This window comes from Achromobacter sp. ACRQX, from assembly GCF_022346505.1.
In the GTDB taxonomy this organism is placed as follows: domain Bacteria; phylum Pseudomonadota; class Gammaproteobacteria; order Burkholderiales; family Burkholderiaceae_B; genus Achromobacter; species Achromobacter animicus.
Genome location: NZ_JAKRML010000005.1, coordinates 67,861 through 91,227 on the forward strand (window position 1 = coordinate 67,861; position 23,367 = coordinate 91,227).

At 66.5% G+C, this 23,367-nt stretch carries 19 protein-coding genes; 6 read left to right on the plus strand and 13 right to left on the minus strand.

What is annotated here, in order from left to right; all coding sequences use genetic code 11:
- Nucleotides 1–40: 40 nt before the first annotated feature.
- From MHZ91_RS06840 to MHZ91_RS06850, 3 genes are read left to right on the plus strand one after another with little or no spacing between them, the layout of a single operon-like run.
- The gene (locus MHZ91_RS06840) at nt 41–643 is read left to right on the plus strand and encodes a Maf-like protein (protein WP_239213036.1); all 603 of its coding nucleotides are present in this window, start codon (nt 41–43) and stop codon (nt 641–643) included.
- Nucleotides 640–1,350 (plus strand): SAM-dependent methyltransferase, encoded by a 711-nt coding sequence (locus tag MHZ91_RS06845; protein ID WP_239213037.1) that lies wholly within the window; start codon nt 640–642, stop codon nt 1,348–1,350. Before MHZ91_RS06840 ends, MHZ91_RS06845 begins: the two co-directional genes overlap by 4 nt.
- Nucleotides 1,351–1,352: 2 nt before the next feature.
- Nucleotides 1,353–2,138 (plus strand): N-acetylmuramoyl-L-alanine amidase, encoded by a 786-nt coding sequence (locus tag MHZ91_RS06850; RefSeq protein ID WP_239213038.1) that lies wholly within the window; start codon nt 1,353–1,355, stop codon nt 2,136–2,138.
- A gap of 26 nt (nt 2,139–2,164) precedes the next feature.
- On the opposite strand, the gene msrQ is transcribed toward MHZ91_RS06850, so the two are convergent.
- The 4 genes from msrQ to MHZ91_RS06870 all read right to left on the minus strand — a co-directional run bounded on the left by msrQ (nt 2,165) and on the right by MHZ91_RS06870 (nt 5,578).
- Nucleotides 2,165–2,812 (minus strand): protein-methionine-sulfoxide reductase heme-binding subunit MsrQ, encoded by a 648-nt coding sequence (msrQ, locus tag MHZ91_RS06855; RefSeq protein WP_239213039.1) that lies wholly within the window; start codon nt 2,810–2,812, stop codon nt 2,165–2,167.
- An 11-nt stretch (nt 2,813–2,823) separates the two neighbouring features.
- Complete coding sequence (msrP, locus tag MHZ91_RS06860) at nt 2,824–3,786, minus strand: protein-methionine-sulfoxide reductase catalytic subunit MsrP (protein ID WP_239213040.1); 963 nt, start codon at nt 3,784–3,786, stop codon at nt 2,824–2,826.
- Between the two features lie 165 nt (nt 3,787–3,951).
- Nucleotides 3,952–4,614 (minus strand): HAD family hydrolase, encoded by a 663-nt coding sequence (locus MHZ91_RS06865; protein ID WP_175122962.1) that lies wholly within the window; start codon nt 4,612–4,614, stop codon nt 3,952–3,954.
- 1 nt (nt 4,615) lies between these two features.
- On the minus strand, nt 4,616–5,578 hold the full coding sequence (locus MHZ91_RS06870; RefSeq protein WP_370647791.1) for an RluA family pseudouridine synthase: 963 nt from the start codon (nt 5,576–5,578) through the stop codon (nt 4,616–4,618).
- 524 nt (nt 5,579–6,102) lie between these two features.
- Here MHZ91_RS06870 and MHZ91_RS06875 point away from each other — a divergent pair.
- A complete protein-coding gene (locus MHZ91_RS06875; protein ID WP_239213041.1) occupies nt 6,103–9,201 on the plus strand; it encodes an Rne/Rng family ribonuclease in 3,099 nt (1,032 codons plus the stop codon).
- 118 nt (nt 9,202–9,319) lie between these two features.
- Here MHZ91_RS06875 and MHZ91_RS06880 read toward each other — a convergent pair whose 3' ends face one another.
- The gene (locus MHZ91_RS06880) at nt 9,320–10,216 is read right to left on the minus strand and encodes a LysR family transcriptional regulator (protein ID WP_239213042.1); all 897 of its coding nucleotides are present in this window, start codon (nt 10,214–10,216) and stop codon (nt 9,320–9,322) included.
- 171 nt (nt 10,217–10,387) lie between these two features.
- Between MHZ91_RS06880 and MHZ91_RS06885 the strand changes: the two genes are divergently transcribed.
- On the plus strand, nt 10,388–11,323 hold the full coding sequence (locus tag MHZ91_RS06885; protein ID WP_239213043.1) for a dihydrodipicolinate synthase family protein: 936 nt from the start codon (nt 10,388–10,390) through the stop codon (nt 11,321–11,323).
- Between the two features lie 67 nt (nt 11,324–11,390).
- Here MHZ91_RS06885 and MHZ91_RS06890 read toward each other — a convergent pair whose 3' ends face one another.
- The 7 genes from MHZ91_RS06890 to argE all read right to left on the minus strand — a co-directional run bounded on the left by MHZ91_RS06890 (nt 11,391) and on the right by argE (nt 19,441).
- Entirely contained in the window at nt 11,391–12,938 is a 1,548-nt protein-coding gene (locus tag MHZ91_RS06890; protein WP_239213045.1) for a UxaA family hydrolase, read from the minus strand.
- A 105-nt stretch (nt 12,939–13,043) separates the two neighbouring features.
- A complete protein-coding gene (locus tag MHZ91_RS06895; RefSeq protein WP_175122968.1) occupies nt 13,044–14,051 on the minus strand; it encodes a tripartite tricarboxylate transporter substrate binding protein in 1,008 nt (335 codons plus the stop codon).
- A 303-nt stretch (nt 14,052–14,354) separates the two neighbouring features.
- Nucleotides 14,355–14,903 (minus strand): acyloxyacyl hydrolase, encoded by a 549-nt coding sequence (locus tag MHZ91_RS06900; protein ID WP_063956455.1) that lies wholly within the window; start codon nt 14,901–14,903, stop codon nt 14,355–14,357.
- A gap of 287 nt (nt 14,904–15,190) precedes the next feature.
- Nucleotides 15,191–16,066 carry an acetyl-CoA carboxylase, carboxyltransferase subunit beta gene (gene accD, locus MHZ91_RS06905; protein WP_175122969.1) on the minus strand — a complete coding sequence of 292 codons (876 nt, stop codon included), beginning with the start codon at nt 16,064–16,066 and terminating at the stop codon, nt 15,191–15,193.
- Between the two features lie 37 nt (nt 16,067–16,103).
- Nucleotides 16,104–16,967, minus strand: a complete 864-nt coding sequence (gene trpA / locus MHZ91_RS06910) for a tryptophan synthase subunit alpha (protein ID WP_239213046.1) — start codon at nt 16,965–16,967, stop codon at nt 16,104–16,106.
- Nucleotides 16,968–16,969: 2 nt separating this feature from the next.
- A complete protein-coding gene (gene trpB / locus MHZ91_RS06915) occupies nt 16,970–18,169 on the minus strand; it encodes a tryptophan synthase subunit beta (RefSeq protein WP_175122971.1) in 1,200 nt (399 codons plus the stop codon).
- A 120-nt stretch (nt 18,170–18,289) separates the two neighbouring features.
- Complete coding sequence (gene argE / locus MHZ91_RS06920; RefSeq protein WP_239213047.1) at nt 18,290–19,441, minus strand: acetylornithine deacetylase; 1,152 nt, start codon at nt 19,439–19,441, stop codon at nt 18,290–18,292.
- Nucleotides 19,442–19,631: 190 nt separating this feature from the next.
- Here argE and MHZ91_RS06925 point away from each other — a divergent pair, with 190 nt between their 5' ends.
- Nucleotides 19,632–20,945, plus strand: coding sequence for an MFS transporter (locus MHZ91_RS06925; protein ID WP_175122973.1), 1,314 nt, complete (start codon nt 19,632–19,634; stop codon nt 20,943–20,945).
- A 96-nt stretch (nt 20,946–21,041) separates the two neighbouring features.
- Here MHZ91_RS06925 and MHZ91_RS06930 read toward each other — a convergent pair whose 3' ends face one another.
- A complete protein-coding gene (locus tag MHZ91_RS06930; RefSeq protein WP_239213049.1) occupies nt 21,042–23,321 on the minus strand; it encodes a bifunctional (p)ppGpp synthetase/guanosine-3',5'-bis(diphosphate) 3'-pyrophosphohydrolase in 2,280 nt (759 codons plus the stop codon).
- Nucleotides 23,322–23,367: the final 46 nt, after the last annotated feature.

Genomic DNA, 23,367 nt, shown 5'->3' on the forward strand with positions numbered 1-23,367 from the left:
TAGATAATACTGTGACTTACGTATTACCGTCAAATGCCGCATGCCCCACAAACCTAGTTTGATCCTCGCGTCCAGCTCGCGATACCGCAAAGAACTGTTGTCGCGCCTGCGGCTGCCCTTTTCCGCGATTTCCCCCGATGTAGACGAAACGCCACAACCTGGCGAAACCCCCGAGGTGCTGGCGCTGCGCCTGTCCGTCGCGAAGGCGATGGTGGTGGCGGAAAAACATCCGGGCAGCATCGTGATCGGCTCTGACCAGGTTGCCACCGTAAACGGCGCCCCCATCGGCAAGCCGGGCGACTTCACGCGGGCCCAGGCGCAATTGCGCGCGCTGTCGGGCAGACTGGTGGAGTTTCACAGCGCGCTGGCCGTGACCGACGGCCAACGCGTGGAAAAGGCCGACATTGTGACGCGCTGCCGGTTCCGCCAACTGTCCGACCGTGCCATCGACGCCTACCTGCGCGCCGAAGAGCCTTACGATACCGCAGGCAGCGCCAAGGCGGAAAGCCTGGGCATTGCCCTGATGGAGAGCATTCAAAGCGACGATCCAACCGCCATCATAGGCCTGCCGTTGATCGAGTTGACACGCATGCTGGCAACTTTCGGACTGGATCCGCTCGACGCCCCGGGAGCATCCGCATGACCGGCGCCCTGCACCTGATTCCGGTCAGCCTGGGCGATGCGCCCCCCGAGCGCTGGCTGCCCGCCGACGTGCGCGCGCTGGCCGGCCGGCTGGACACCTACATCGCCGAGAACGCCAAGACCGCCCGGGCCTTCCTGAAGCTCATCGGCACCACCCGGCCGCTGCAGGAAATCACCATCCACACCCTCACCGACAAGGCCGACGCCGCGCAGATCAAGGCGTGGCTCGACTCCGCAAAGCGCGGCGCGGAGATCGGCCTGGTTTCCGAGGCAGGCTGCCCCGCCGTCGCGGACCCCGGCGCCAAGGTCGTGGACGCAGCGCACCGCATGGGGATCGCCGTCAAACCCTGGGTAGGCCCCTCTTCGATTCTGCTGGGCTTGATGGCCAGCGGCCTGGACGGGCAGCGTTTCGCCTTTCATGGTTATGCCCCGGTGGAACCCGGCGAACGTGCCAAGCAACTGCGCGCCTGGGAGCAGCACTCGGCCCGCCACAACCAGACGCAGTTGTTGATCGAGACCCCATACCGCAACGCCGCGATGTTTGCCACGCTGGTCGCCACCCTGAAGGGCGACACCAAGCTGTGCGTGGCGCGCTCGATGACGACGGCAGACGAATGGGTGGTCACCCATTCGGTGGCCGACTGGAAGAAGTTGCCGGCGCCCCAGCTGGACAAGCTGCCGACGCTGTTCCTGTACCTGGCGCGCTGATCATGACCCGCCTATTTTCCACGCTGCTGGCCGCGGCGGTCCTGGCCGGCTGCGCGGCGCGCGGGCCCGCCGGCCTGGATCTGGACACCTCGATCACCGCCGTCAGCCAGAGCAGCCGGGTGCGATCCGTGGTCGTGCACTACACCACGGTCGACCACGCCGAGTCGCTGCGCCTGCTTTCCAAGGGCAAGGTCAGCGCGCATTACCTGCTGGACCTGGATGGCCGCGCCTATCGGCTGGTCGACGAAAACCGCGCCGCATGGCACGCAGGGGCCAGTTCCTGGTATGGCAACATCGCAATGAACAGCACCTCGATCGGCATCGAGATCGTCAATCCGGGCTGGACCGAAGGCAGCAACGGGGAGCGCGTCTGGCACCCCTACGACGACCGCCAGGTCCGGGCGCTGACCATCCTGCTGCGCGACATCATCCGCCGGCACAACATCGTGCCGGAGAACGTCGTGGGCCACAGCGACATCGCACCGCAGCGCAAGGTGGATCCCGGCCCGCTGTTCCCCTGGAAGACGCTGGCGGACGCGGGTATCGGGCGCTGGTACAACGAGGCAGGCGCGGCCCAGCATCTGGCTCGCATGCAGATCGAGGGCGTGCCGGATGTCGCATGGTTTCAGAAGCAGCTGCAGCGGCTTGGCTACGCCAGTCCGCAGGACGGCACTTTGGACCGCGCAACGATCAACACGCTGGCCGCGTTCCAGATGCACTACCGCCCTGCCCTGCACGACGGCCAGCCTGACGCGGAAACCGCGGCCATCATGCTGGCCATGCAGTAGCTGCGGCGCCCCAGCGCGCTAGCGGACTACGCCCGCGCGCGCCACCAGGCAACGACGCGCCAACCCAGCAGCAGCGCCAGCACCGCGGCGTAGATCGCGGGCTCGGACAGGTCATTCTTGCCCGCCTTGTGCCACCAGTAGTGCAGAATCGCCAGCAGGCCGATGGCATAGATGGCACGGTGCAGCGTCTGCCAGCGCTTGCCCAACCGCCGCATCGCCCACTGCGTCGAGGTGGCAGCCAGCGCTGTCATCAGCACGAAGGCCGAAAATCCCACCATGATGAAGGGACGTTCGACGATGTCACGCACCATTTCGGCGGGATCGAAGCCACGGTCCCACCATACCCACGCCATGAAATGCAGCGCCGCGTAGAAGAACCCGAACAATCCGCACATGCGCCGAACGCGTACCAGCGCGGGCTGACCCGTGAGACGGCGCAGCGGCGTGATGGCCAGGGTGGCCAGCAGACATACCAGTGCCCAGGTGCCAGACGATCGTGTCAGGAATTCAACGGGATTGGCCGTGAGGCCGTCGTGCATCCCCAGCCATATCCAGCGCGCGAACGGCGCCAGGCCCAGCAGAAAGAGCAGCGGCTTGAAGCGCCCGATCGTCCGGGCCGAGAGCTGCGCCTTCCTGGGTGCCGCAGCCGAGGCAGCGCGAGGAGCAACGGACACGGATCAGCGCCTCAGTAATTGGCCTTCAGGTCCATGCCCTGATAAAGCGACGCCACCTGATCGCCGTAGCCGTTAAACATGAGCGTCTTGCGCTTGGGCGTGAACAGGCCGTCCTCGCCGATGCGGCGCTCGGTGGCCTGGCTCCAGCGAGGATGCGCGACGTTAGGGTTCACATTGGCGTAGAAGCCGTATTCTTGCGGGGCCGACTTGACCCAGGACGTGACGGGCGGCTTTTCCACCAGCCGGATCTTCACCAGCGATTTGCCGGACTTGAATCCATACTTCCACGGCACGGCCAACCGCAGCGGCGCGCCGTTCTGGTTGGGCAGCACGCGCCCATAGACGCCAAAGACCAGCATCGCCAGTGGATGCATGGCTTCGTCCAGGCGCAATCCCTCCACATACGGCCACTCCAGGATGGCAGCGCGCACGCCCGGCATGTTTTCCCGCTGAACGGCAGTGACAAATTCGACGTACTTGGCGTTGCCATTCGGCTCCACCTGCTTGAGCACCTCGGACAGCGAATACCCAACCCACGGAATGACCATGGACCAGCCCTCGACGCAGCGCAGGCGGTAGACGCGGTCTTCCATGGGCGCGAGCTTGAGCAACTCTTCGATGGTGAACGTGCGCGGCTTGTTGACCTCGCCCTCGACGCTCACGGCCCACGGCCGGGTCTGCAACTTGCCGGCATTTTTGGCCGGTTCGCCCTTATCTACGCCGAACTCGTAGTAATTGTTATAGGACGTGATGTCAGCCAGGGACGTCTGCTTGTCCATGATACTGAACGCAGGGTTGGACTTGCCCGGCAGCGCGCCGGCGTCCTGCGCGTGGGCGGCGCGCGCAGCCCAGCCGGGCAGCCCGACGGCGGCAGCGGCAGCGCCGGCGCGCAACATGAGTTCGCGGCGCGATCGCCACACGGCCTCGGAAGTGATCTCGGACGGCAAAAAGTCGTCGGGCTTGCGTATCAGCATCGTAATCTCCGGTATGGCGCCGCGCTCCGTGCGCGCGCCCGCGTCAACCATGGACGCTGGACGGGGCTATCTTATTCCGCGGCGGTCTTGCGAAGCACGCGCGGCGCCTTGCGGATAGACCCGCCGGACCGGCGGACGTTCCTGACGGCCTTCATCAGCCAGAGCCTACGCGCCGGCACTCACGCGCGGCATGAGCCATTCGCGCACGAGCGGAACGGTGTCCAGCACTGCTTGCGGGGCACATCCCTCAAGCTCCTTCAGGGTGTGTGCCCCGTAGGTGACCCCCAGGCCGTGCACACCCGCGTTGCAGGCCATCTGCAGATCGTGCGAGGTATCGCCCACCATGATGACCCGCGACGGATCCACGTCCAGTTCCTGCATCAGTTCGTGCAGCATGGCCGGATGCGGCTTGCTGAAGGTCTCGTCGGCGGTGCGGGTCGCGTCAAACAGAGGGCCCAGGCCGGTCGCGGCCAGCGCGCGCGTCAGGCCGACGCGGCTCTTGCCCGTGGCGACAGCGAGCCGCACGTTCTGGCTGGCCAGGTCGGTCAGCAACTCGTTGATGCCCTCGAACAGGCGCAATTCCGGGTCGCGCAGCAGGTAGTGCGTGCGGTAGCGCTCAAGGAAGCGAGGCAGCATGGCCTGCGTCAATTCGGGGACGGCACGGCGCAACGCGCTTTCGAGCGAAAGGCCTATGACCCAGCTCGCCTCGGACGCGGACGGCACCGCCAGATCCAGATCGCGGCAAGCGCCCTGAATGGCGGCCACGATGCTGTGCGTGGAATCCATCAGGGTGCCATCCCAGTCAAAGACGACCAGCGAATACGACATATCAGGCAGACTCCAGTGTTTTCAGGATGTTCCGGCAAGCTGGCGGCAGCTCGGCGGTCAGTGTCATGACCTCACCCGTCAGCGGGTGAGGCAAGGTGAGGCTGTGAGCGTGCAGGAACATGCGGTTGAAGCCCTGCCGCGCAAATTGCGCACGTACGTCGTCGTGGCCGTATTTGTCGTCCCCGACGATCGGAAAGCCGCTGGATGCCAGATGGACCCGGATCTGGTGGGTGCGTCCGGTGCGCAGCTCGGCGTCGACCAGACTGTAACCGCCAAAACGCTGTTTGAGCGTGACAATCGTGTGCGCCGTCTGCCCGTCCGGATCCACCTTGACGCGGCGCTCGCCGGACTGCGTGGTCCATTTGGTCAGGGACAGCTTGATGTGCTGGCGGTCGTTGACCCAGTCGCCCTCGACCAGCGCGAAATAATGCTTATCGCTCCGGCCCTCGCGCAGCATGGCGTGCAGCGCCAGCAGCGCGCTGCGCTTCTTGGCGACCATCAACAGCCCCGAGGTTTCGCGGTCCAGCCGGTGCACCAGTTCCAGGAACTTGGCCTGCGGGCGCGCGGCCCGCAGTTGTTCGATCACGCCGAACGAGACCCCGCTGCCGCCGTGGACGGCAACGCCTGCGGGTTTATCCACGACGAGCATGGCGTCGTCTTCGAAGACGATCGGGAATTCGGCGGCGGGCACGGGTCGGGGCTTGCCGGGGTCAGGCAGGCGCAGGGGCGGAATGCGGACGACGTCGCCTTCCTCAACCCGGTAATCCACCTGGATGCGTCCCTTGTTGACGCGGACTTCGCCGCCGCGGATCGCCTTGTAGATGTGCGTCTTGGGCACCCCCTTGCACAGCCGCATGAGGAAGTTGTCCAGACGCTGGCCGGCATGCTCGGCGCCCACTTCAACCATGCGGACGGCGGGGGCTGCTTTAGAGGCGGATACGGGGGAGGAAGTTTCTTTGCGCATTGCGGAAAGCGACATATAATCGGGACAGCCTTAAGGGGCTGAACTAGCCGCCTGGCGTAGAGATGCAACCAACACGCAACTCCGTCGAGCGCGCGGGCCGCCATTGTACTGCCTGCTCATTCAACCCCTGGGTCTCTTGGTCGCCGGCGCAACCGAGCCCTGCGGAATAGTGGTGTGGCATTCATCTTGCCCGCTGTTCCGGCAGGTCCGTTGCATGCCGCAAGCGGCTCTGAAGCACTGCAAGAATCGTCGCATATTTAAAGCACCAGCTGCGTGTGGGCAACCAATCCGACCGCAGCTGCCGTTCACAGCATTTTTTCCGTCAAACCACATTCAGTGAAGCTGACCCTCCTGCTGACAGAACCCCGTGCCCCACGGCACGACGTGCCCGCCTGACCCGCGGCGGATACGCCTGGGCGCCGCCCAGGTACGGTCCGCACCTTCTTGCCCGCTTCAGCCGCAGCCCGAGTGGCCCGAGGTCACGCGCCGATATCGGCGCGTCATGACAACGGAGAAACCCTCTCATGAAGCGCATGCTGTTCAATGCGACGCATCAGGAAGAATTACGCGTCGCTATCGTCGATGGGCAAAAACTCATCGACCTTGACATCGAGACTGCCGGCCGCGAACAGCGCAAAGGCAATATCTACAAAGGTGTCATCACCCGGATCGAACCCGGCCTCGAAGCTTGCTTCGTCAACTACGGCGAAGACCGTCACGGCTTTCTGCCCTTCAAGGAAGTTGCGCGCAGCTTCTTCAAGGAAGGCGTCGATGTCCGTACCGCCCGCATCCAGGACGCCCTGCGCGAAGGCCAGGAACTGATCGTCCAGGTCGAAAAGGAAGAACGCGGCAACAAGGGCGCAGCCCTGACCACGTTCATCTCGCTGGCTGGCCGCTACCTGGTCCTGATGCCCAACAACCCCCGCGGCGGTGGTGTTTCGCGCCGCGTCGAGGGCGAGGATCGCCAGGAACTGCGCGACACGATGGAACAGCTCGACCTGCCCCAGGGCATGAGCATCATCGCCCGCACCGCAGGCATCGGCCGCAACGTCGAAGAACTGCAATGGGACCTGTCCTATCTGCTGCAGCTCTGGACCGCCATCGACGGCGCCGCGCGCGACAACTCCGCGCCCATCCTGATCTATCTCGAATCCAGCCTGGTCATCCGCGCGATCCGCGATTACTTCTCGCCCGAAATCGGCGAGATCCTGATCGACACCGACGAGATCGCCGACCAGGCCACCGCCTTCATGAGCGTGGTGATGCCGGACAACGTCCAGCGCGTCAAACGCTACCGGGACGACATCCCCCTCTTTTCGCGCTTCCAGATCGAACACCAGATCGAAACGGCCTACTCGCGCACGGTGCAACTGCCCTCGGGCGGCGCCATCGTGATCGACCACACCGAAGCCCTGGTTTCCGTGGACGTGAACTCGGCCCGCTCGACCCGCGGCGCCGACATCGAGGAAACCGCGCTGCGCACCAACTCGGAAGCGGCCGACGAAGTGGCCCGCCAGTTGCGCCTGCGCGACCTGGGTGGCCTGATCGTCATCGACTTCATCGACATGGAAGACAGCAAGAACCAGCGCGCCGTCGAACAGCGCCTGCGTGATGCCCTCCATTTCGACCGTGCCCGCGTCCAGATGGGCAAGATCTCGCGTTTCGGCCTGATGGAACTGTCGCGCCAGCGCCTGCGTCCGGCCCTGAACGAAGGCTCGCACATCACCTGCCCGCGCTGCAACGGCACCGGCGTGATCCGCGACGCCGAATCCAGCGCCCTGCACGTCCTGCGTCTGCTGCAGGAAGAAGCCATGAAGGAAAACACCGCGGCAGTCCACGCCCAGGTGCCCGTCGACGTGGCCACGTACCTGTTGAATGAAAAGCGTGCCGACATCACCAAGATGGAAGCCCGCCTGAAGGTCAACCTGATGCTGATCCCCAACAAGCATCTGGAAACGCCGCACCATCACATCGAGCGCCTGCGCCACGATGATCCCCGCCTGGAAGAGCTGAAGACCAGTTTCGAACTGGTGGAAGCGCCGGCCACGGATGCGCCCTGGCAGCCGCGCGAAAGCGAAATCAAGTCGCGTCCGGAAGCCCTGGTCAAGGGCATCACGCCGTCGCAGCCCGCCCCCGTCTCGACGCCCGCAGCGCCGGCCGCCGCACCCGCCGCGCCCGCGGCAGGCGCCGGTCTGGGCGGCCTGTTCAAGCGTCTGGTCAGCTGGCTGACCGGCGGCTCCGAACCCGCCAAGCCCGCCCCCGTAGCCGCCGAAGAAACCGCCAAGCGCGCGGGCTCGTCGCGTGGCAAGGGCCGCAGCGGCCATGACGGCCAGGAACGCCGCGGCGAACGCCACGGCTCCGACCGCAACCGCAACCGCCGCGGCGAAGGCCGTGGCGAAGGCGCCGAGGCCACCGAAGGCGGCCGTCACCACGTCCGCGGCAACCGCCGCTCGGATGGCGAACGCGGCGAACGCAACAATCGTGGCGAAGGCCGCGGCGAGCGCGACACCCAGGCGGCCACCCAGGCAGCCCTGGCATCCGCCCGTCCGGAACAGACGCCCGAACTCAACGGTGAAGACACCGGCGCAGGCCGCAATCGCCGCCGTGGCCGTGGCCGTAACCGCCGCGAGGAAGGCCAATCCGACGCGCCGATGAGCGAACAGGAAAGCATGGTCGCCGCGCTGGCCCAGACGGTCGCCACCGCGCTGCCTGACGCCAAGTCGGATACCAAGCCCGCTGCCGAAGCCCTGGACAATGCTGACGCCGACGAACAGTCCGCCGACGCGTTCCCGGGCGCTGAAGGCGCCGAAGGCGCCGCCGATCCCGAGCGCAAGCGCCGCCGCCGCCGCAGCCGCCGTGGCCGCCGCAGCCAGGACGAAGCCGGTCTGGCCGGTAGCGACGAGCTGCAGGAAGACGGTGCCGAAGACGCCGGCGAACAGCAAGCCGAAGGCGTCGCCGCCCAGGCTGCTGAGCCGGTTCAATCGGCCGCCGAGCAAACTGCTCCTGCCGCCGCGCAGCAGGTTCAAGCCCCGGCCCAGCCCGTGCAGACCGCCGCCCAGCCCGAGCAAGCGCCGGTCGAACCGGTTCAAGCCCCCAAGGCTGAGCCCGTCCAGGCCGCTGCCGAGCCCGTGGTTGCGCCCGCCGCCGAACCCGCGGTGAAGCCCGCGGTTGAGCCGGCAGCCCAGCCCACGGCTGAGCCTGCCGCTCAACCCGTGCAGACCGCGCCGCAAGCGACCCCGCCTGTCGCCGTGCAACCCGCCAGCGAGGCTTCGGTCCCCGCTGCGCCGGTGCAGACGCCGGTGGAAGCGCCCGCCGCTGAACCCGTGGTCCAGACGCCGGCAGTGGCCGCTGCTCCCGTCGCACCGGCCCCCGCGCCGGTCGCGCCGGCCAGCGCGCAACAGCCCATCGTGGTCCCTGCCGTTGCCCCGGCCGCCAAGGCGCAAGCCTTGCACGACGTGGTCAATGCCGCCGGCCTGAAGTGGGTGGAAACCGATCCGGAACGCCACGCGCAAACGCAGCAGCGCATTGCCGCCTCGTACGCGCCGGTCCGCCTGGGCCGCGAACGCAAGCCGGTGACGCCCGTCTCGAACGAGCCGCTGGTTCAGGTCGAAACGCGCCACTAAGCCGCACGGCCGTCAGGGCCTGGCCCTGACAGGCAAAACACCCCGCACACCGGAAACGGTTTGCGGGGTGTTTTTTTGTGGCCTCAGTCTGTGCGGGCGGCGTGCCGCAACGGATGCGTCAGTCGCCCCCGGAGCGGCGCGATTGCGGATCCAGCGCCCGGCCCGCCTCCTCCACAAAGGCTTCCGCCAGCGCCGAATGCGGCATGTGGCGCGCCCACAGGATGCCCATCCGGCGCAGCGGCGCACGCCCGGGCAGAAGCACCCGCTTGACGCGGCGGCTGTCGAGCGAGTCCGGCGCCCAGTCGGGCACCAGCGACACGCCCAAGCCTTCGGAGACCATGCAGGCAATGCCCATCAGCCCATCGACCTCCAGCCGCTCGCGTGGTGCGATGCCGTGCTGACGCAGGTACTGGTCAGCCAAACGCCCGCCCCAGACGTTGCGGTCGTAGCGGATGAAGGGCTGGGTGCGCATCAGCTCGTGCGCATCGTTGCCCGGCGTATCGGGCGGCGCGAGCACCACCAGTGGCTCCTCGGTCACCAGCTTCCACGCATAGCCCTTGGACAGGTTGAACTGCGGCTTGACGATGAACGCCGCGTCCAGGTCGCCGTTGATGACGCGGTGGTACAGATGGTTGGAAGTGCCGGGTTCCATGAAGACCGCCAGCTTGGGCATCCGCCGATACAGGCGGGCCAGCACGATGGGCATGATGCCAGTCAGTGCCGAGGCCGAGACGCCCAGGCGCAGCTCGCCAAGCGGCGCATCGTCCGTGGCGCTGGCGCGCAGATCGCGCACCTCGCGCAGCACGCTGCGGGCGCGCTCCAGCACCTTCAAGCCGGCTTCGGTCGCCTTGACGCTGCGGCCGACGCGCTTGACCAGCGTGGCGCCCAGTTCTTCTTCCAGCGTGCGCACGCGCGCGGCGATGGCGGCGGGCGTCAGATCCAGCCGCCGCGCCGCCTCGGCCAGCGATCCGCTTTCGATGACAGACACAAAGCTCTGCACATATCGCGTATCCACGGTCTCCCCTTCTTTTGGACGTGTGGCGCGCTCTGCGGCAAACCACAACAATTTTATGGATTGAACCCATTAAACAGCAGATGTTCGGTGGGCGGATCGGTGCCAGAATCGGAAATCGCAGCCGCGCGGCCGCGGCGCGTCCTTTTCCCCCATCCCATAACGAGTAGAGACATGACGACCCCTGCCCGCATTCCCGGCGTCTTTTCGCCGGTCCTGACGCCGTTCGATGAACGCTACCGCCCGGCCTTGGGGCGCTACGTGAAGCACTGCCGCTGGCTGCGCGAGCAGTCCGTCGGACTGGCCATTTTCGGCACCAACTCCGAGGCGAATTCGCTGTCGCTCTCGGAAAAGCACACGCTGCTCGATGCGCTACTGGAAGCCGGCGTGGAGCCGTCTGCGCTGATGCCCGGCACGGGCGCGTGCGCGCTGCCCGACGCCATTGCGTTGACGCAGCATGCCGTGCGCAGCGGCAGCATGGGCGTGCTGGTGCTGCCGCCCTTCTACTACAAGGGCGTCAGCGACGAAGGCCTGTTCCGCTACTTTGCCGAGCTGATCGAAGGCGTGGGCGACGACAAGCTGCGCCTGTACCTGTATCACATCCCGCCCGTCAGCCAGGTGCCGCTCAGCCTGGACCTGATCGACCGCCTGCTGACCCGCTATCCCGGCATCGTGGCCGGCGTGAAGGACAGTGGCGGCGACTGGGCCAATACGGCGGCGATGATCGAGCGTTTCACGCCGCGCGGATTCCAGGTGTATGCGGGCAGCGAGGCATTCCTGCTGCAGACCCTGCGCGCAGGCGGGGTGGGCTGCATCACGGCCACGGGCAACGTCAATCCGGGTCCCATCGTGGCGCTGCAGCAGCGCTGGCAGGAGGCGGACGCCGATGAGCGCCAGGCCGGGCTGAACGCCACGCGCAGCGTGTTCCAGCAGTTCCCGATGATTCCCGCGATGAAGGCCGCCATTGCCTGGAAGTCGGGCGATGCGGCATGGGCCACGGTGCGCCCGCCTCTGGTCGAGCTGAATGCCGCGCAGACGGACGCACTGAAGACCGCATTGCAGGCCAACGGCTTCGACATGCCGGGCGCCGACTCGTTGTCGGACGTCTGAGCGTCCGATCCGGTGCGCGGACGGTCACGCATGACCGTCCGCTGGTCTTCACGCGTTGCGGAAGCGGTCAGCTCACGACGCCGATGTTCCAGGGCACGAACTCGTGATCGCCCAACCCCAGCAACTCGCTCTTGCTGCGCGCGCCCGAGGCCACGCGCAGGATCTCTTCGAAGATGCGATGCGCCACCTCCTGCAGCGTGGCGTTGCCGTCGAGGATGTCGCCGCAATTGACGTCCATGTCTTCGGTCAGCCGCTCGTACATCGGCGTGTTGGTGGCAAGCTTGATCGACGGCACCGGCTTGGCGCCGAACATCGACCCGCGGCCTGTCGTGAAGCAGATCATGTTGGCGCCGCCGGCGATCTGCCCCGTGGCCGACACCGGATCAAATCCCGGCGTGTCCATGAACACCATGCCGGGCTGCCGGACCGGCTCCGCGTAGCGATAGACCTCCATCAGCGCTGTGGTGCCGCCCTTCATCGACGAGCCCAGCGACTTCTCGAAGATGTTGGCCAGACCGCCCATCTGATTGCCGGGACTAACCTTGCCATTGATCTGCACGTCGCGGCCCGGGGAATACTCTTCCTTCCACCAGCGGATGCGCTGGACCAGCTTCTCGCCCACTTCCCGGCTGCGCGCCCGTGACGTCAGCGTATGTTCGACGCCGTAGATTTCCGGCGTCTCGGACAGGATCGCCGTGCCGCCGTGACGCACCAGGATGTCCATGGCCGCGCCCAGCGCAGGGTTGGCGGTGATCGACGAGAAGCCATCCGACCCGCCGCACTGCAGGCCGATCTTCAGGTGACGCGCGGACACCGGCTCGCGGCGCACCTCGTTGGCGGCGGGCAGCATGGACTTCACTGCGGCGACGCCGGCTTCGATCGTTTTGCGGGTGCCGCCGGTCTCCTGCATGATGAACGTCTGCAGCCGCGCACCCGCTTCCAGGCCCTGGTCCTTGAGCAGCGCATCGAGCTGATTGCGTTCACAGCCCAGGCCGACGATCAGCACGCCCGCGAAGTTCGCATGACAGGCGTACCCGCCCATCGTGCGCCGCAGGAGGTCCATGGGCTCGCCGGACATTTCCATGCCGCAGCCCATGCCGTGGCTTAGCGCGACGACGCCATCCACGTTGGGATAGGCGGCCATCACCTCGTCCGTGAAGGCGGACGCAATGCGATGCACCACCGTGGCCGAACAATTCACCGTGGCAAGGATGCCGATGTAGTTGCGCGTGCCCACCTGACCGTTCGCCCGCACGATGCCTTGAAATTGCGCCTGCTCCGATTCAGGCAGCAAAGGCGTCGGCACATAGTCACGAGCATGTGCGTAGTCGCGGTCGAACTCCTGGAAGTCCATGTTGTGCGAATGCACGTAGGTGCCGGCGGGAATGTCCGTCGCGGCAAAGCCGATGCACACGTTGTATTTCAGGATGGGTTCGCCCGCGCGCAGGTCGCGCGCCGCGATCTTGTGCCCGGCGGGCACCTGGCTGCGGCTGACCAGGTCCTCGGCAGGCACGGCGGTGCCGATGCCGATAGGCACGCGCGCCACCACGACGTTATCGGCGGAATGCAGCCGGATGACGGGGCCGGCGGCGCGTTTTTCGGTGAAGTCGATCATGTCGTTGTCTCGGATGGATGAAGGGGCGCCCGGCTAAGGGGCGCCCGGCTAGGGGCGCCCGGCTAGGGGCGCCCGGCTGAGCGGCGCCCAGGCGAAGCGTCCAGGCTATTCCGGCTTGATGCCGATATCGCGGATCAGCACCGACCACCGCGGCAGTTCGGCGCCGACGAAGCGGCTGAAGTCGGCGGAATCGCTGCCGACCACGGTGAAGCCCTGTTCGCTCAGCTTGGCCTGCATGTCGCGCTGCTCTAGCGCGGTGCGGATCGACGCGGACAGCTTGTCGACCACGGGCTTGGGCGTCTTGGCCGGCGCAAAGACGCCGTACCAGGTCGACACCTCGAAGTCCTTGAAGCCCGATTCGGCCAGCGTCGGAATCTCGGGCGCCTTCGGATCGCGTTTGAGGCTGGTGATGGCGAGCGGGCGGACCTTGCCCGACGCGATGTGCGGCAGCGCCACCGGCAGGTTCGCGAACATGTAGGGCACATGACCGCCCAACACGTCGGCAATGGCCGCGGACTCGCCCTTGTACGGCACGTGCGTGACCTTCGTGCCGACCCGGTGCGCGTACAGCTCGCCCGCGATGTGCTGCGGGCCGCCCTGCCCGGACGACGCGTAGCTCAGCGCACCGTTGCCGGCCTTCCGGATGTGCTCGGTGAGTTCACCGACGCTCTTGACGTCGATCAGCGCCGGATTGACCACAAGGATCAGCGGCATGGTCACGACCTGCGATACCGGCTCGAAATCGGTCTCGGGCTTGAACGGCAGCGTGGGGAACAGCGACGGCGCCACCACCATGGTGGATTGCGATCCCAGGAACAACGAATAGCCGTCCGCGGGGGAACGCGCGACATTGTCGGCCGCAATCGTGCCTGTGGCGCCCGCGCGGTTTTCCACCACGACCTGCTGGCCCAGGCTCTCGGCCATCTTGGCGCCGACCAGCCTGGCCACAATATCCGCGCCGCCGCCCGGCGCGAAGCCGACGACCATGCGCAAAGGCTTGTTCGGGAAGTCGTCGGCCAGGACGGCGGACGAGGCGGTGGCCAGGGCAAGGGCCAGGCCAGCGGCGCCGGCCATGCGCGCCAAGCGGCGCGCCTGCGTACAGGGGTGTTTCATCTGAGTCTCCGTGTGCCGCCTGCCGGACCTGGCCGTGCCCGCGCGCGCAGCGGCGGATCGGAAGCCCGAGCGACGGCTCGTTGTGGTTTTGGGTGCTGCCAGGGCATTCTGGCCATTGCACTCAACACCAACAAGTACGTGGACACGCAGTCAAAACATAATTTTTTTGTCGTTTCTGCGACGACGAGCGGCAGGGACACGCACACGGGCAAGGCAAAAAAAAACCACCCGGATGGGTGGTTTTCAAGATCTGCGAGCGGGGCGCGCAATCACGCGAGCACGCGCCGCTCCGGCGCCATGCGATCAGAACTGGTACGTGTAGGTGAGCTGCACCACGTCCAGGCCCGGGTTCGGGCGCTTGATGCTGGCGTTCGAGAAGTGCGAATAGCGCACACCGATACGGTTGTTAGGCGTGACCAGGAACCCCACGCCAACGTGGTCGCCGAACTGGAAGGCAGTGCTGATGTTTTCGTCGGCAAAGCGCGTGCTGGAGAACAGCGTGGCGCCGATACCCGCTTCGATGTAGAAGCGTTCGCCGGTCCACCAGCGGAACATCGGGATGGCGCTGAACTGCCAAACGTGGCCCGGCGAACGCGAGCCGTCGGCTTGCCAATACGACGCGCCGAATTCGGGCGTCAGGTCCAGACGACCCCAGTTGCCGCCGAATTGATAGGTCCAGAGCGAGGCAGTCTCGTAGTTCAGGGTCAGGCGCTTGTAGTGGTCGCCAATGCCATAGTGCAGGCTGACGCCACCTTGGGTGCCCTCGGATGACTGGGCGCTAGCAAAGGTGGCAACCCCTGCCAGGGCAAGGCCGGCAAGGCGCGTCAGCATTTTCTTCTTCGTCGACTGCATGGGATCAACTCCATCTATTTCTGGACTAACGGGGAACATTAGCAAAATCCGGACCAACACGCTGCGCGCATGTCGCAATATGGCAACAAAGCGCCGTGAAAAAGACTGTTCCGAAAATCGCGGGATTCACGCAGGTGAAATTGCGCTAGGCGGCTGGAGCAAGTCTCGTGCCCAGGGGTTCACCCTGCTGCGGAAAAACAAAATGCCGCCAGGCGCAAGAAGCGACCGGCGGCATGTCTATTGATGCCGATGCAGCCGCAAGCGGCAGCCCGGCAATGTCGGCCCGATCAGGCGGTGACCACGTCCGCCGGCTGGTTGGTCAGCAGCGCCAGCAGGCGGGCGATTTCCTCGCGCAATTGGCGGCGGTCGACAACCATGTCGATGGCGCCCTTCTGCAGCAGGAACTCGGCGCGCTGGAAGCCTTCGGGCAGCTTTTCACGCACGGTCTGTTCGATCACGCGCGGACCGGCAAAGCCGATCAGGGCCTTGGGTTCGGCGATGACCACGTCGCCCATGAAGGCAAAGCTGGCCGACACGCCTCCCATGGTGGGATCGGTGAGGACGCTGATGAACGGCAGGCCGGCGGCCGACAGGCGGGTCAGCATGGCGTTGGTCTTGGCCATCTGCATGAGCGACAGCAGGCTTTCCTGCATGCGCGCGCCGCCCGAGGCGGCTACGCAGATGAACGGGGTCTTGTTGTCGAGGGCCGCTTGGGCGCCGCGCGCAAAGCGCTCGCCCACCACCGAGCCCATCGAGCCACCCATGAATTCGAATTCGAAGCAGGCCAGCGTGGCGGGCACGCCGCGGATCGAGCCGCTCATGACGACCAGCGCGTCGCTCTCGCCCGTTGCCTTGACGGCCTCTTGCAGACGCTCGGGGTACTTGCGCGTGTCCTTGAACTTCAGGGTGTCGACCGAACGCGTGTTCTGGCCGATTTCAACGCGGCCTTCCATGTCCAGCAGCGAATCGATGCGGGCGCGAGCCCCGATCCGCATGTGGTGGTCGCACTTGGGGCAGACGTGGAGGTTGGCTGCCAGGTCTTCGCTATACAGCACCGATTCGCACGACGGGCATTTCACCCAAAGGCCTTCGGGCACGCGGCGGGCGCCGCTGTCGCTGGTTTTGTTGATGCGAGGCGGCAGGAGTTTATCGATCCAGCTCATTGAGTATTCATCCCGTTTGAGATCGCGACCCGGCCGCTCAGGCCGACGCGTTCTCTCGTTTTACTTGATCCAGCGCCTGCCGGATGGTGCGCAGCCAGCCGCTGGCGGCGGCGACTGCGGCGTCGGTTTGCTGGGCAGCCGGTGCGTTGGCGACCGCCTGCTCCATGGTTTCAATCAGTTTGCTGCCGATGACGACCGCATCGGCGGCGCGCGCCACGCGCTGGGCGCTTTCGGCGTCGCGGATGCCGAAGCCCACGCCAACCGGGATGTCGCGCACGTGGCGGCGAATCACGGCCACGCGATCGGCGACGTCGTCGGTGTTCAGCGAGCCAGCGCCCGTCACGCCCTTGAGCGACACGTAGTACACATAGCCGCGTGCCACGGCCGCGACGGCCTTGATGCGGTCTTCAGTGGAGGTGGGCGCCAAGAGGAAGATCGGCGCAATGCCGTGTTCGCCCAGGGTGGCGGCGAACTCGATGACTTCTTCGGGCGGGTAGTCCACGACCAGCACGCCGTCCACGCCGGCCTGCGCGGCACGGCTGGCGAATTCGGCCTGGCCCATGCGTTCGATGGGATTGGCGTAGCCCATCAGGACCACGGGCGTCTCGGTGTCGCGCTGGCGGAAGTCGGCCACCATCTCCAGTACGCGGGCCAGGCCCACGCCTTGTGCGATGGCGCGGTCTGCGGCGCGCTGGATGACCGGGCCGTCGGCCATGGGATCCGAGAACGGCACACCCAGTTCGATGACGTCCGCGCCGGCGTCAACCAGCGCGTGCATCAGCGGCACCGTGGCGGCGGGGGAAGGATCGCCGGCGGCGATGTAGGGAATCAGGGCCGCTGCGCGGCCGGATTCTGCGGTGCGCGCGAAAGCCGCGGCAATGCGATCGGAGCGGGTTGTCATGTTCAGAGCTCGATGCCGGCGCGTTCGGCGACGGTGTGCATGTCCTTGTCGCCGCGGCCAGACAGATTGACCAGGATGACGGCGTCGCGCGGCAGCGTGGCGGCCATCTTGACGGCCTGGGCGATGGCGTGCGACGACTCCAGCGCGGGCATGATGCCTTCGATGCGGCAGCAGTCGTGGAAGGCCTTCAGGGCTTCGTCGTCGGTGATGCCGACGTACTCGGCACGGGCCGAATCCTTGAGCCAGGCGTGTTCCGGACCGACGCCGGGGTAGTCCAGGCCGGCCGAGACGGAATGCGTTTCTTGAACCTGGCCGTCGGCGTTCTGCATGACGTAGGTGCGGTTGCCGTGCAGCACGCCCACCTGGCCCGCGGCCAGCGATGCGGCGTGCTTGCCGCTGTCCATGCCCTCGCCCGCCGCCTCGACGCCGATCAGGCGCACGTTTTCGTAGGGGATGTAGGGATGGAAGATGCCCATGGCATTGGAGCCGCCGCCCACCGCCGCCACGACGTAGTCGGGCTGGCGGCCGATGGCCTCGGGCATCTGCGTCAGGCATTCGTTGCCGATGACGGTCTGGAAGTCGCGCACCATGCGGGGATAGGGGTCGGGACCCGCCACCGTGCCGATGATGTAGAACGTGTTTTCGATGTTGGTGACCCAGTCGCGCATGGCTTCGTTCAGCGCGTCCTTCAGGGTGCGCGAACCGGAGTTCACGGGCACCACCGTGGCGCCCAGGAGCTTCATGCGGTAGACGTTGGAGGCCTGGCGGCGCACGTCTTCGCTGCCCATGTACACCACGCATTCCATGCCGTAGCGGGCCGCGACCGTGGCGGTGGCCACGCCGTGCTGGCCGGCGCCGGTTTCGGCGATGACGCGCGGCTTGCCCATGCGCTTGGCCAGGAGAGCCTGGCCGATGCAGTTATTGACCTTGTGCGCGCCGGTGTGGTTCAGGTCTTCGCGCTTGAACCAGATCTGGGCGCCGCCCACGAGTTCAGACCAGCGCCGGGCGTGGTAGACCGGGCTGGGCCGGCCCACGAAATGCTTGAGCTCGTAGTTGAACTCTTCGAGGAAGGCGGGATCGACCCGGTAACGGTCATAGGACGCGCGCAGGTCGTCAAGCGCGTGCATCAGCGTTTCCGCCACGAAAACACCGCCATAAGGCCCGAAATGGCCCTTGGCATCCGGAAAGTCGTAAGGTTTCACCACAGCATCTCCCCCGGGATCGCGGCAGGCCAATGCCAGCCGCAAATCCGGTTTGCAACCCGGCATTTTACCTGACGCGGACGGCACCGGCGTGCCGCCCGCTCCCGGGCGCCCCGCGCGTCAGAGGGACTGGCCCATGCGGCGCAGGAAGGTTTCGCACGCGGCCATCTGGTCCAGGGCCACGTATTCGTTGGGCTTGTGGGCCTGTTCGATATGGCCGGGGCCGCAGACCACCGTGGGGATGCCGATGCCCTGGAACAGGCCGGCTTCGGTGCCGTAGGCAACCTTGCGCGTGGCGCGGTCTTCGGTCAGGGCGCGCACCAGCTGGGTGATGGCGGCTTCTTCCGAGGCCTCCAGCGCGGGCGCGGCGGCGCCGGTCTCGATCTCGATGGTGGCGCCGTCGAATTCAGCCTTCATCTTCGGCAGCAGCTCTTCGCGCACGTATTTTTCGACTTCCGCCTGGATGTCGTCCGGACGCATGCCCGGCAGATTGCGGAATTCGTAGGTGAATTCGCACAGCTCGGGAATGGTGTTGACCGCGATGCCGCCCCGGATCTGGTTGGTGGTCATCGTGGAGAACGGCACGTCGTAGAACTGGTCGTAGGGGCCGTTCGCCTTGAAGCTGTCAGCCAGGTCGCGGATGCGGCAGATCAGGCGGGCGGCGTATTCGATGGCGTTGCAGCCGCGAGGCGTGAGCGACGAGTGGGCCGCCTTGCCGTGCACCTTGCAGCGAAAGAGGTTGATCCCCTTGTGGGCCACCACGACCTGCATGCCGGTGGGCTCACCCACCACGCAGCCCTCGGGGCGGATGCCGCGCTCGTGCAGGTCTGCCAGCATGTAAGGCGCGCCCGCGCAGCCGACTTCCTCGTCGTAGGAGAACGCCAGGTGGATCGGCTTCTTGCGCGGCATGGCCAGGAATTCGGGCACCAGGGCCAGCGATCCGGCGATGAAGCCTTTCATGTCGCAGGCGCCGCGGGCATAGAGGAGGCCATCTTTTTCGACGAGCTTGAACGGGTCCGTGCTCCAGTCCTGACCATCCACGGGCACCACGTCGGTGTGGCCTGACAGGACGATGCCGCCCTGCTGGTTGCCGTCTTGCGCCGGCAGCGTGGCAAAGAGGTTGGCCTTGGTGCGCTCGGGGTTGTGCGCCAGCCATGCCTCGACGCCCTGGCCCTTGAGCCAGTCACGGACGGTTTCGATCAGGGCAAGATTGGAATTGCGGCTGGTGGTGTCAAAGCCAACCAGCGTTTCCAGCCAGGTGCGCGCGTTCATGTCACTACTCTCGTGGGGAAAAGACGCAGTGTAAAGCCAGGCGGCGGCCGCGTCCCGGACGACCGCCGTCTGGATGGCCGGTTTCGGAGGCGCAAGCTTCCGATCGGCCGCTTTTCGGACGACGCGCAAGGCGGCCGGGGCGGCACCGCCTAGAATGTCGCCCGGAAATTAAAGCCCCCAAGGAGATCCCGTGCAGCACAAAGCAGTCCCCACACGCAACATCGTGGCAGCGGTAATAGGCAACGCGCTCGAATGGTATGACTTCCTGGTGTTCGCGTTCATGACGCCGATCATCGCCAAACTGTTCTTTCCCACCGACCCCAGCGTCCCCGGCAGCGAACTGAACGCCATCCTGATGACCACCGCCATCTTCGGCGTGGGCTTCTTCATGCGCCCGGTGGGCGGCATCATCCTGGGCCTGTACGGCGACCGCAAGGGCCGCAAGGCCGCCATGGTGCTGGTGACCTCGCTGATGGCCGTGTCCATCGCGCTGATCACGGTGGCCCCGACCTACCACGCGGCCGGCATCCTGGCCCCGATCTTCATCCTGATCGCGCGCCTCCTGCAAGGTTTCTCGGCCGGCGGCGAATTCGGCACGTCGACGGCGCTGCTGATCGAAATGGCGCCCAACGGCAAGCGCGGCTTCTACGGCTCGTGGCAGATGGCGGGCCAGATGCTGGCCCTGTTGATCGGCGCGGCCTGCGGCACGCTCATCACCGAGTTCTTCACCGAGCAGCAGATTGCCGACTGGGCATGGCGCCTGCCCTTCGCCTTCGGCCTGGTGATTGTGCCGATCGCCATCTATATCCGCCGCAACGTCGACGAAACCGACGCCTTCAAGCAGATGAAGGAAGCCGACCGCCAGGCCGCCGAACGCGGTGAAGTCAAGCGCCTGTCGCTGGGCCAGATGCTGCGCACCCACACCCGCGAGACGCTGATCGGCGTGGGCCTGGTGGTGACGGCCACGGTGTCGATCTACATCACGTTTACGTATCTGGTCACCTATTCGACCAAGGTGCTGATGCTGCCGCTGAACCAGACCTTCCTGGTGCAGATGGCCGGCGCGGCCCTGATGGTGGTGCTGACCCCGTTCATGGGCGCCTGGTCCGACCGCATCGGCCGCCGTCCGCTCGTGATCGGCTCGCTGATCGGCTACCTGATCGTGCTGTACCCGCTGTACTTCTGGCTGTCGGACGCGCCGTCGATCGGCCGCCTGCTGACCGTGCAGGTCGTGGTCTGCATTTTCGTGTCGGCGTTCTTCGGCGTGTTCAGCACGGTGATGGCCGAGCTGTTCCCGGCGCGTGTGCGTTCGGTGGGCCTGTCGCTGGCCTATAACGTGGCCGTGATGATCTTCGGCGGCTTCGCACAGTTCATCGTGACCTGGCTGATCAAGACCACCGGCTCGCCCATGGCGCCGGCCTACTACGTGATGTTTGGCGTGGCGCTGGGTCTGGTCGCCGCGTTCTACATGCGCGACCGCGCGCATGAAGAACTGGAACACTGAGGCCTGAACCGCCGCGTGCTGCCGCCTGGCCTTCACGCCAGCGGCGGGCATGGCGGGAAATGATCCGGCAGCGGTTCTCGCTGCCGGAAACTGCGCCTAGCGGCGCATCGCCGACGACACACCTGGCACTTCGGCCAGCGCATCCAGCGCGCGGGACAGCGATTCACCGCCGCGCACCTCCACCGTGAACACCATATGGGCAAGCGACTGCTTGCTCTGCGTGTTCACGCCCACGACGTTCAGACGCAGGCGCGCAAACACTTCGGACAGGTCGCGCAACAGGCCCGAGCGGTCATGCGCGCGCACGCTGATGTCCACCGGATAGTAGGTGTCGGCCGTTTCGCCCCACGCCACTTCGATGACGCGCTCGGGCTCGCGCGCGGCCAGCGCCAGATAGCTGTGGCAGTCGCGGCGATGGATGGACACGCCGCGCCCCCGCGTCACGAAGCCGGAGATCGCATCCGGCGGCGCCGGGCGGCAGCATCGGGCCAACTGCGTCAGCAGCGACCCCACCCCCACCACCAGCACGCCGCTCTTGCCGCTTTTCTCGGCGCTGCCGGCGCTGGCGTGCCGCAAGGCCGCCGGCGTGGGTTCGACCGCGGGCGCCGGCTGCTGGAACACCGCGTCGATCTGGCGCAGGCTGAATTCTTCCTTGGCGGCGGCGACGTAAAGGTCGTCGGCCCGCGCAAAACCCAGGTTCTGGGCCAGCTGTTCCAGATTGATGGCCGTCTTGCCCAGGCGCTGCAATTCCTTTTCGACAAGCGCCTGCCCCTGCGTGATGCGCTGCTGCAGTTCAATCGCGTTGAACCACATCCGAACCTTGGCGCGGGCGCGCGGGCTGGCCAGAAAACCAAGCTGGGGATTGAGCCAGTCGCGCGACGGGCCGCCGGACTTGGCGGAGATGATCTCCACGGTCTGGCCGGTGGACAGGTGCGTCTGCAGCGGCACCATCTGCCCATCGACGCGCGCGCCGCGGCAGCGGTGGCCCAGGTCGGTGTGCAGGTGATAGGCGAAGTCGACCGGCGTGGCGCCGGCAGGCAGTTCGATCACGCGCGCCTGGGGCGTCAGCACGTAGATGCGTTCGTCGGTATGCGCCGGCGCCGTCACCGCGCCGCGGCTCTTGCCCGCGGCGGCCCGGCCCGTGGCGGGCTTGGCGGGCTCGGGCGGCGTGTGTTCGCCACCCTCGACATCGGTGTTCCAGGCCAGCAGCTGGCGCATCCAGGCAAGCTGCCGGTCATATTCGCTGGAGGCGGCGACCTGCCCGCCCTTGGCGCCCGCTTCCTTGTAGCGCCAATGCGCGGCCATCCCGTATTCGGCGAACTGGTGCATCTCGCGCGTGCGGATCTGCACTTCGAAGGGACGGCCGTCGTCGTCGGCCACCACCGTATGCAGCGACCGGTACCCGTTGGGCTTGGGCCGCGAGATGTAGTCGTCGAACTCGTCGGACAGCGGCGTCCACATCTCGTGCACCATGCCCAGCGCCGTGTAGCAGGCCCGCACGTCGTCGACGATGACGCGCAGCGCCCGCAGGTCGTACATCTGGGAAAAATCCAGACGCTTGACGCGCATCTTGTTCCAGATGCTGTAGATGTGCTTGGGCCGGCCGCTGACCTCGGCGTCGATGCCGCTCTTGGCAAGCGCCTGCTGCAGGCGCGTGATGGCGCCCGCGATGAAGGCCTCGCGCTCGACCCGCTTTTCTTCGAGCAGGCGGGCGATGTGCTTGTACTTGTCGGGTTCGAGGAAGCGGAAGGACAGGTCTTCCATTTCCCACTTGATTTGCCAGATACCCAGCCGGTTGGCGAGCGGCGCGTACAGGTCCAGCGTTTCGCGAGCGAAGCTGGGCGAGCACGGCGCCTTGCTCTCGGCGTGCCAGCGCAGCGTGCGCAGCCGGGACGCCAGGCGCATCAGCACGATGCGCAGGTCGGCCGCCATGGCCAGCAGCATCTTGCGCTGCATTTCCTTCTGCGAACCGCTTTCGGCCGACGCATCGCTGGCCTGCCGGGCCACCACGCCCAGGCGCAGCAACGCATAGGCGCCCTGCACCAGCCGCGCGATTTCCGCGCCGAAGGCGACGGCGATGGGATCGTTGCGCAACGAGGGCGCGGGCGCCATCAGATCGGTGGGCAGCGCGGCCAGGAGGGCGGCGGCGCGCGTGGCGGCATCGGTGTGCAAGGCCGCCAGGATACGGACGACGCCGGCGGCATGGCCGGCCAGCGGCTCACCCGTCAGGGCGTTCTGGCCCTGGAAGCGAGGCTCGGCCCAGCAAGCGACCCGGTCCAGCAATGCCAGGCCCTCGGCATCCAGGCCCGCTCCGGCCTCCTGCCGCCAGGAAGCGTCAAATGGCGAAGGCGCATCGGGAACGGGCGGGGCGGACATGACGGGGCGTAGCGCAGGTATCGGGTTGAATATTTCGACACTCTAC

Coding starts and splice junctions, on each gene's coding strand:
- MHZ91_RS06840 (WP_239213036.1), top strand. CDS start 41: ATGCCCCACAAACCTAGTTTGATCCTCGCGTCCAGCTCGCGATACCGC.
- MHZ91_RS06845 (WP_239213037.1), top strand. CDS start 640: ATGACCGGCGCCCTGCACCTGATTCCGGTCAGCCTGGGCGATGCGCCC.
- MHZ91_RS06850 (WP_239213038.1), top strand. CDS start 1,353: ATGACCCGCCTATTTTCCACGCTGCTGGCCGCGGCGGTCCTGGCCGGC.
- msrP (WP_239213040.1), bottom strand. CDS start 3,786: ATGCTGATACGCAAGCCCGACGACTTTTTGCCGTCCGAGATCACTTCC.
- MHZ91_RS06865 (WP_175122962.1), bottom strand. CDS start 4,614: ATGTCGTATTCGCTGGTCGTCTTTGACTGGGATGGCACCCTGATGGAT.
- MHZ91_RS06870 (WP_370647791.1), bottom strand. CDS start 5,578: ATGCGCAAAGAAACTTCCTCCCCCGTATCCGCCTCTAAAGCAGCCCCC.
- MHZ91_RS06875 (WP_239213041.1), top strand. CDS start 6,103: ATGAAGCGCATGCTGTTCAATGCGACGCATCAGGAAGAATTACGCGTC.
- MHZ91_RS06885 (WP_239213043.1), top strand. CDS start 10,388: ATGACGACCCCTGCCCGCATTCCCGGCGTCTTTTCGCCGGTCCTGACG.
- MHZ91_RS06890 (WP_239213045.1), bottom strand. CDS start 12,938: ATGATCGACTTCACCGAAAAACGCGCCGCCGGCCCCGTCATCCGGCTG.
- MHZ91_RS06895 (WP_175122968.1), bottom strand. CDS start 14,051: ATGAAACACCCCTGTACGCAGGCGCGCCGCTTGGCGCGCATGGCCGGC.
- MHZ91_RS06900 (WP_063956455.1), bottom strand. CDS start 14,903: ATGCAGTCGACGAAGAAGAAAATGCTGACGCGCCTTGCCGGCCTTGCC.
- accD (WP_175122969.1), bottom strand. CDS start 16,066: ATGAGCTGGATCGATAAACTCCTGCCGCCTCGCATCAACAAAACCAGC.
- trpA (WP_239213046.1), bottom strand. CDS start 16,967: ATGACAACCCGCTCCGATCGCATTGCCGCGGCTTTCGCGCGCACCGCA.
- argE (WP_239213047.1), bottom strand. CDS start 19,441: ATGAACGCGCGCACCTGGCTGGAAACGCTGGTTGGCTTTGACACCACC.
- MHZ91_RS06930 (WP_239213049.1), bottom strand. CDS start 23,321: ATGTCCGCCCCGCCCGTTCCCGATGCGCCTTCGCCATTTGACGCTTCC.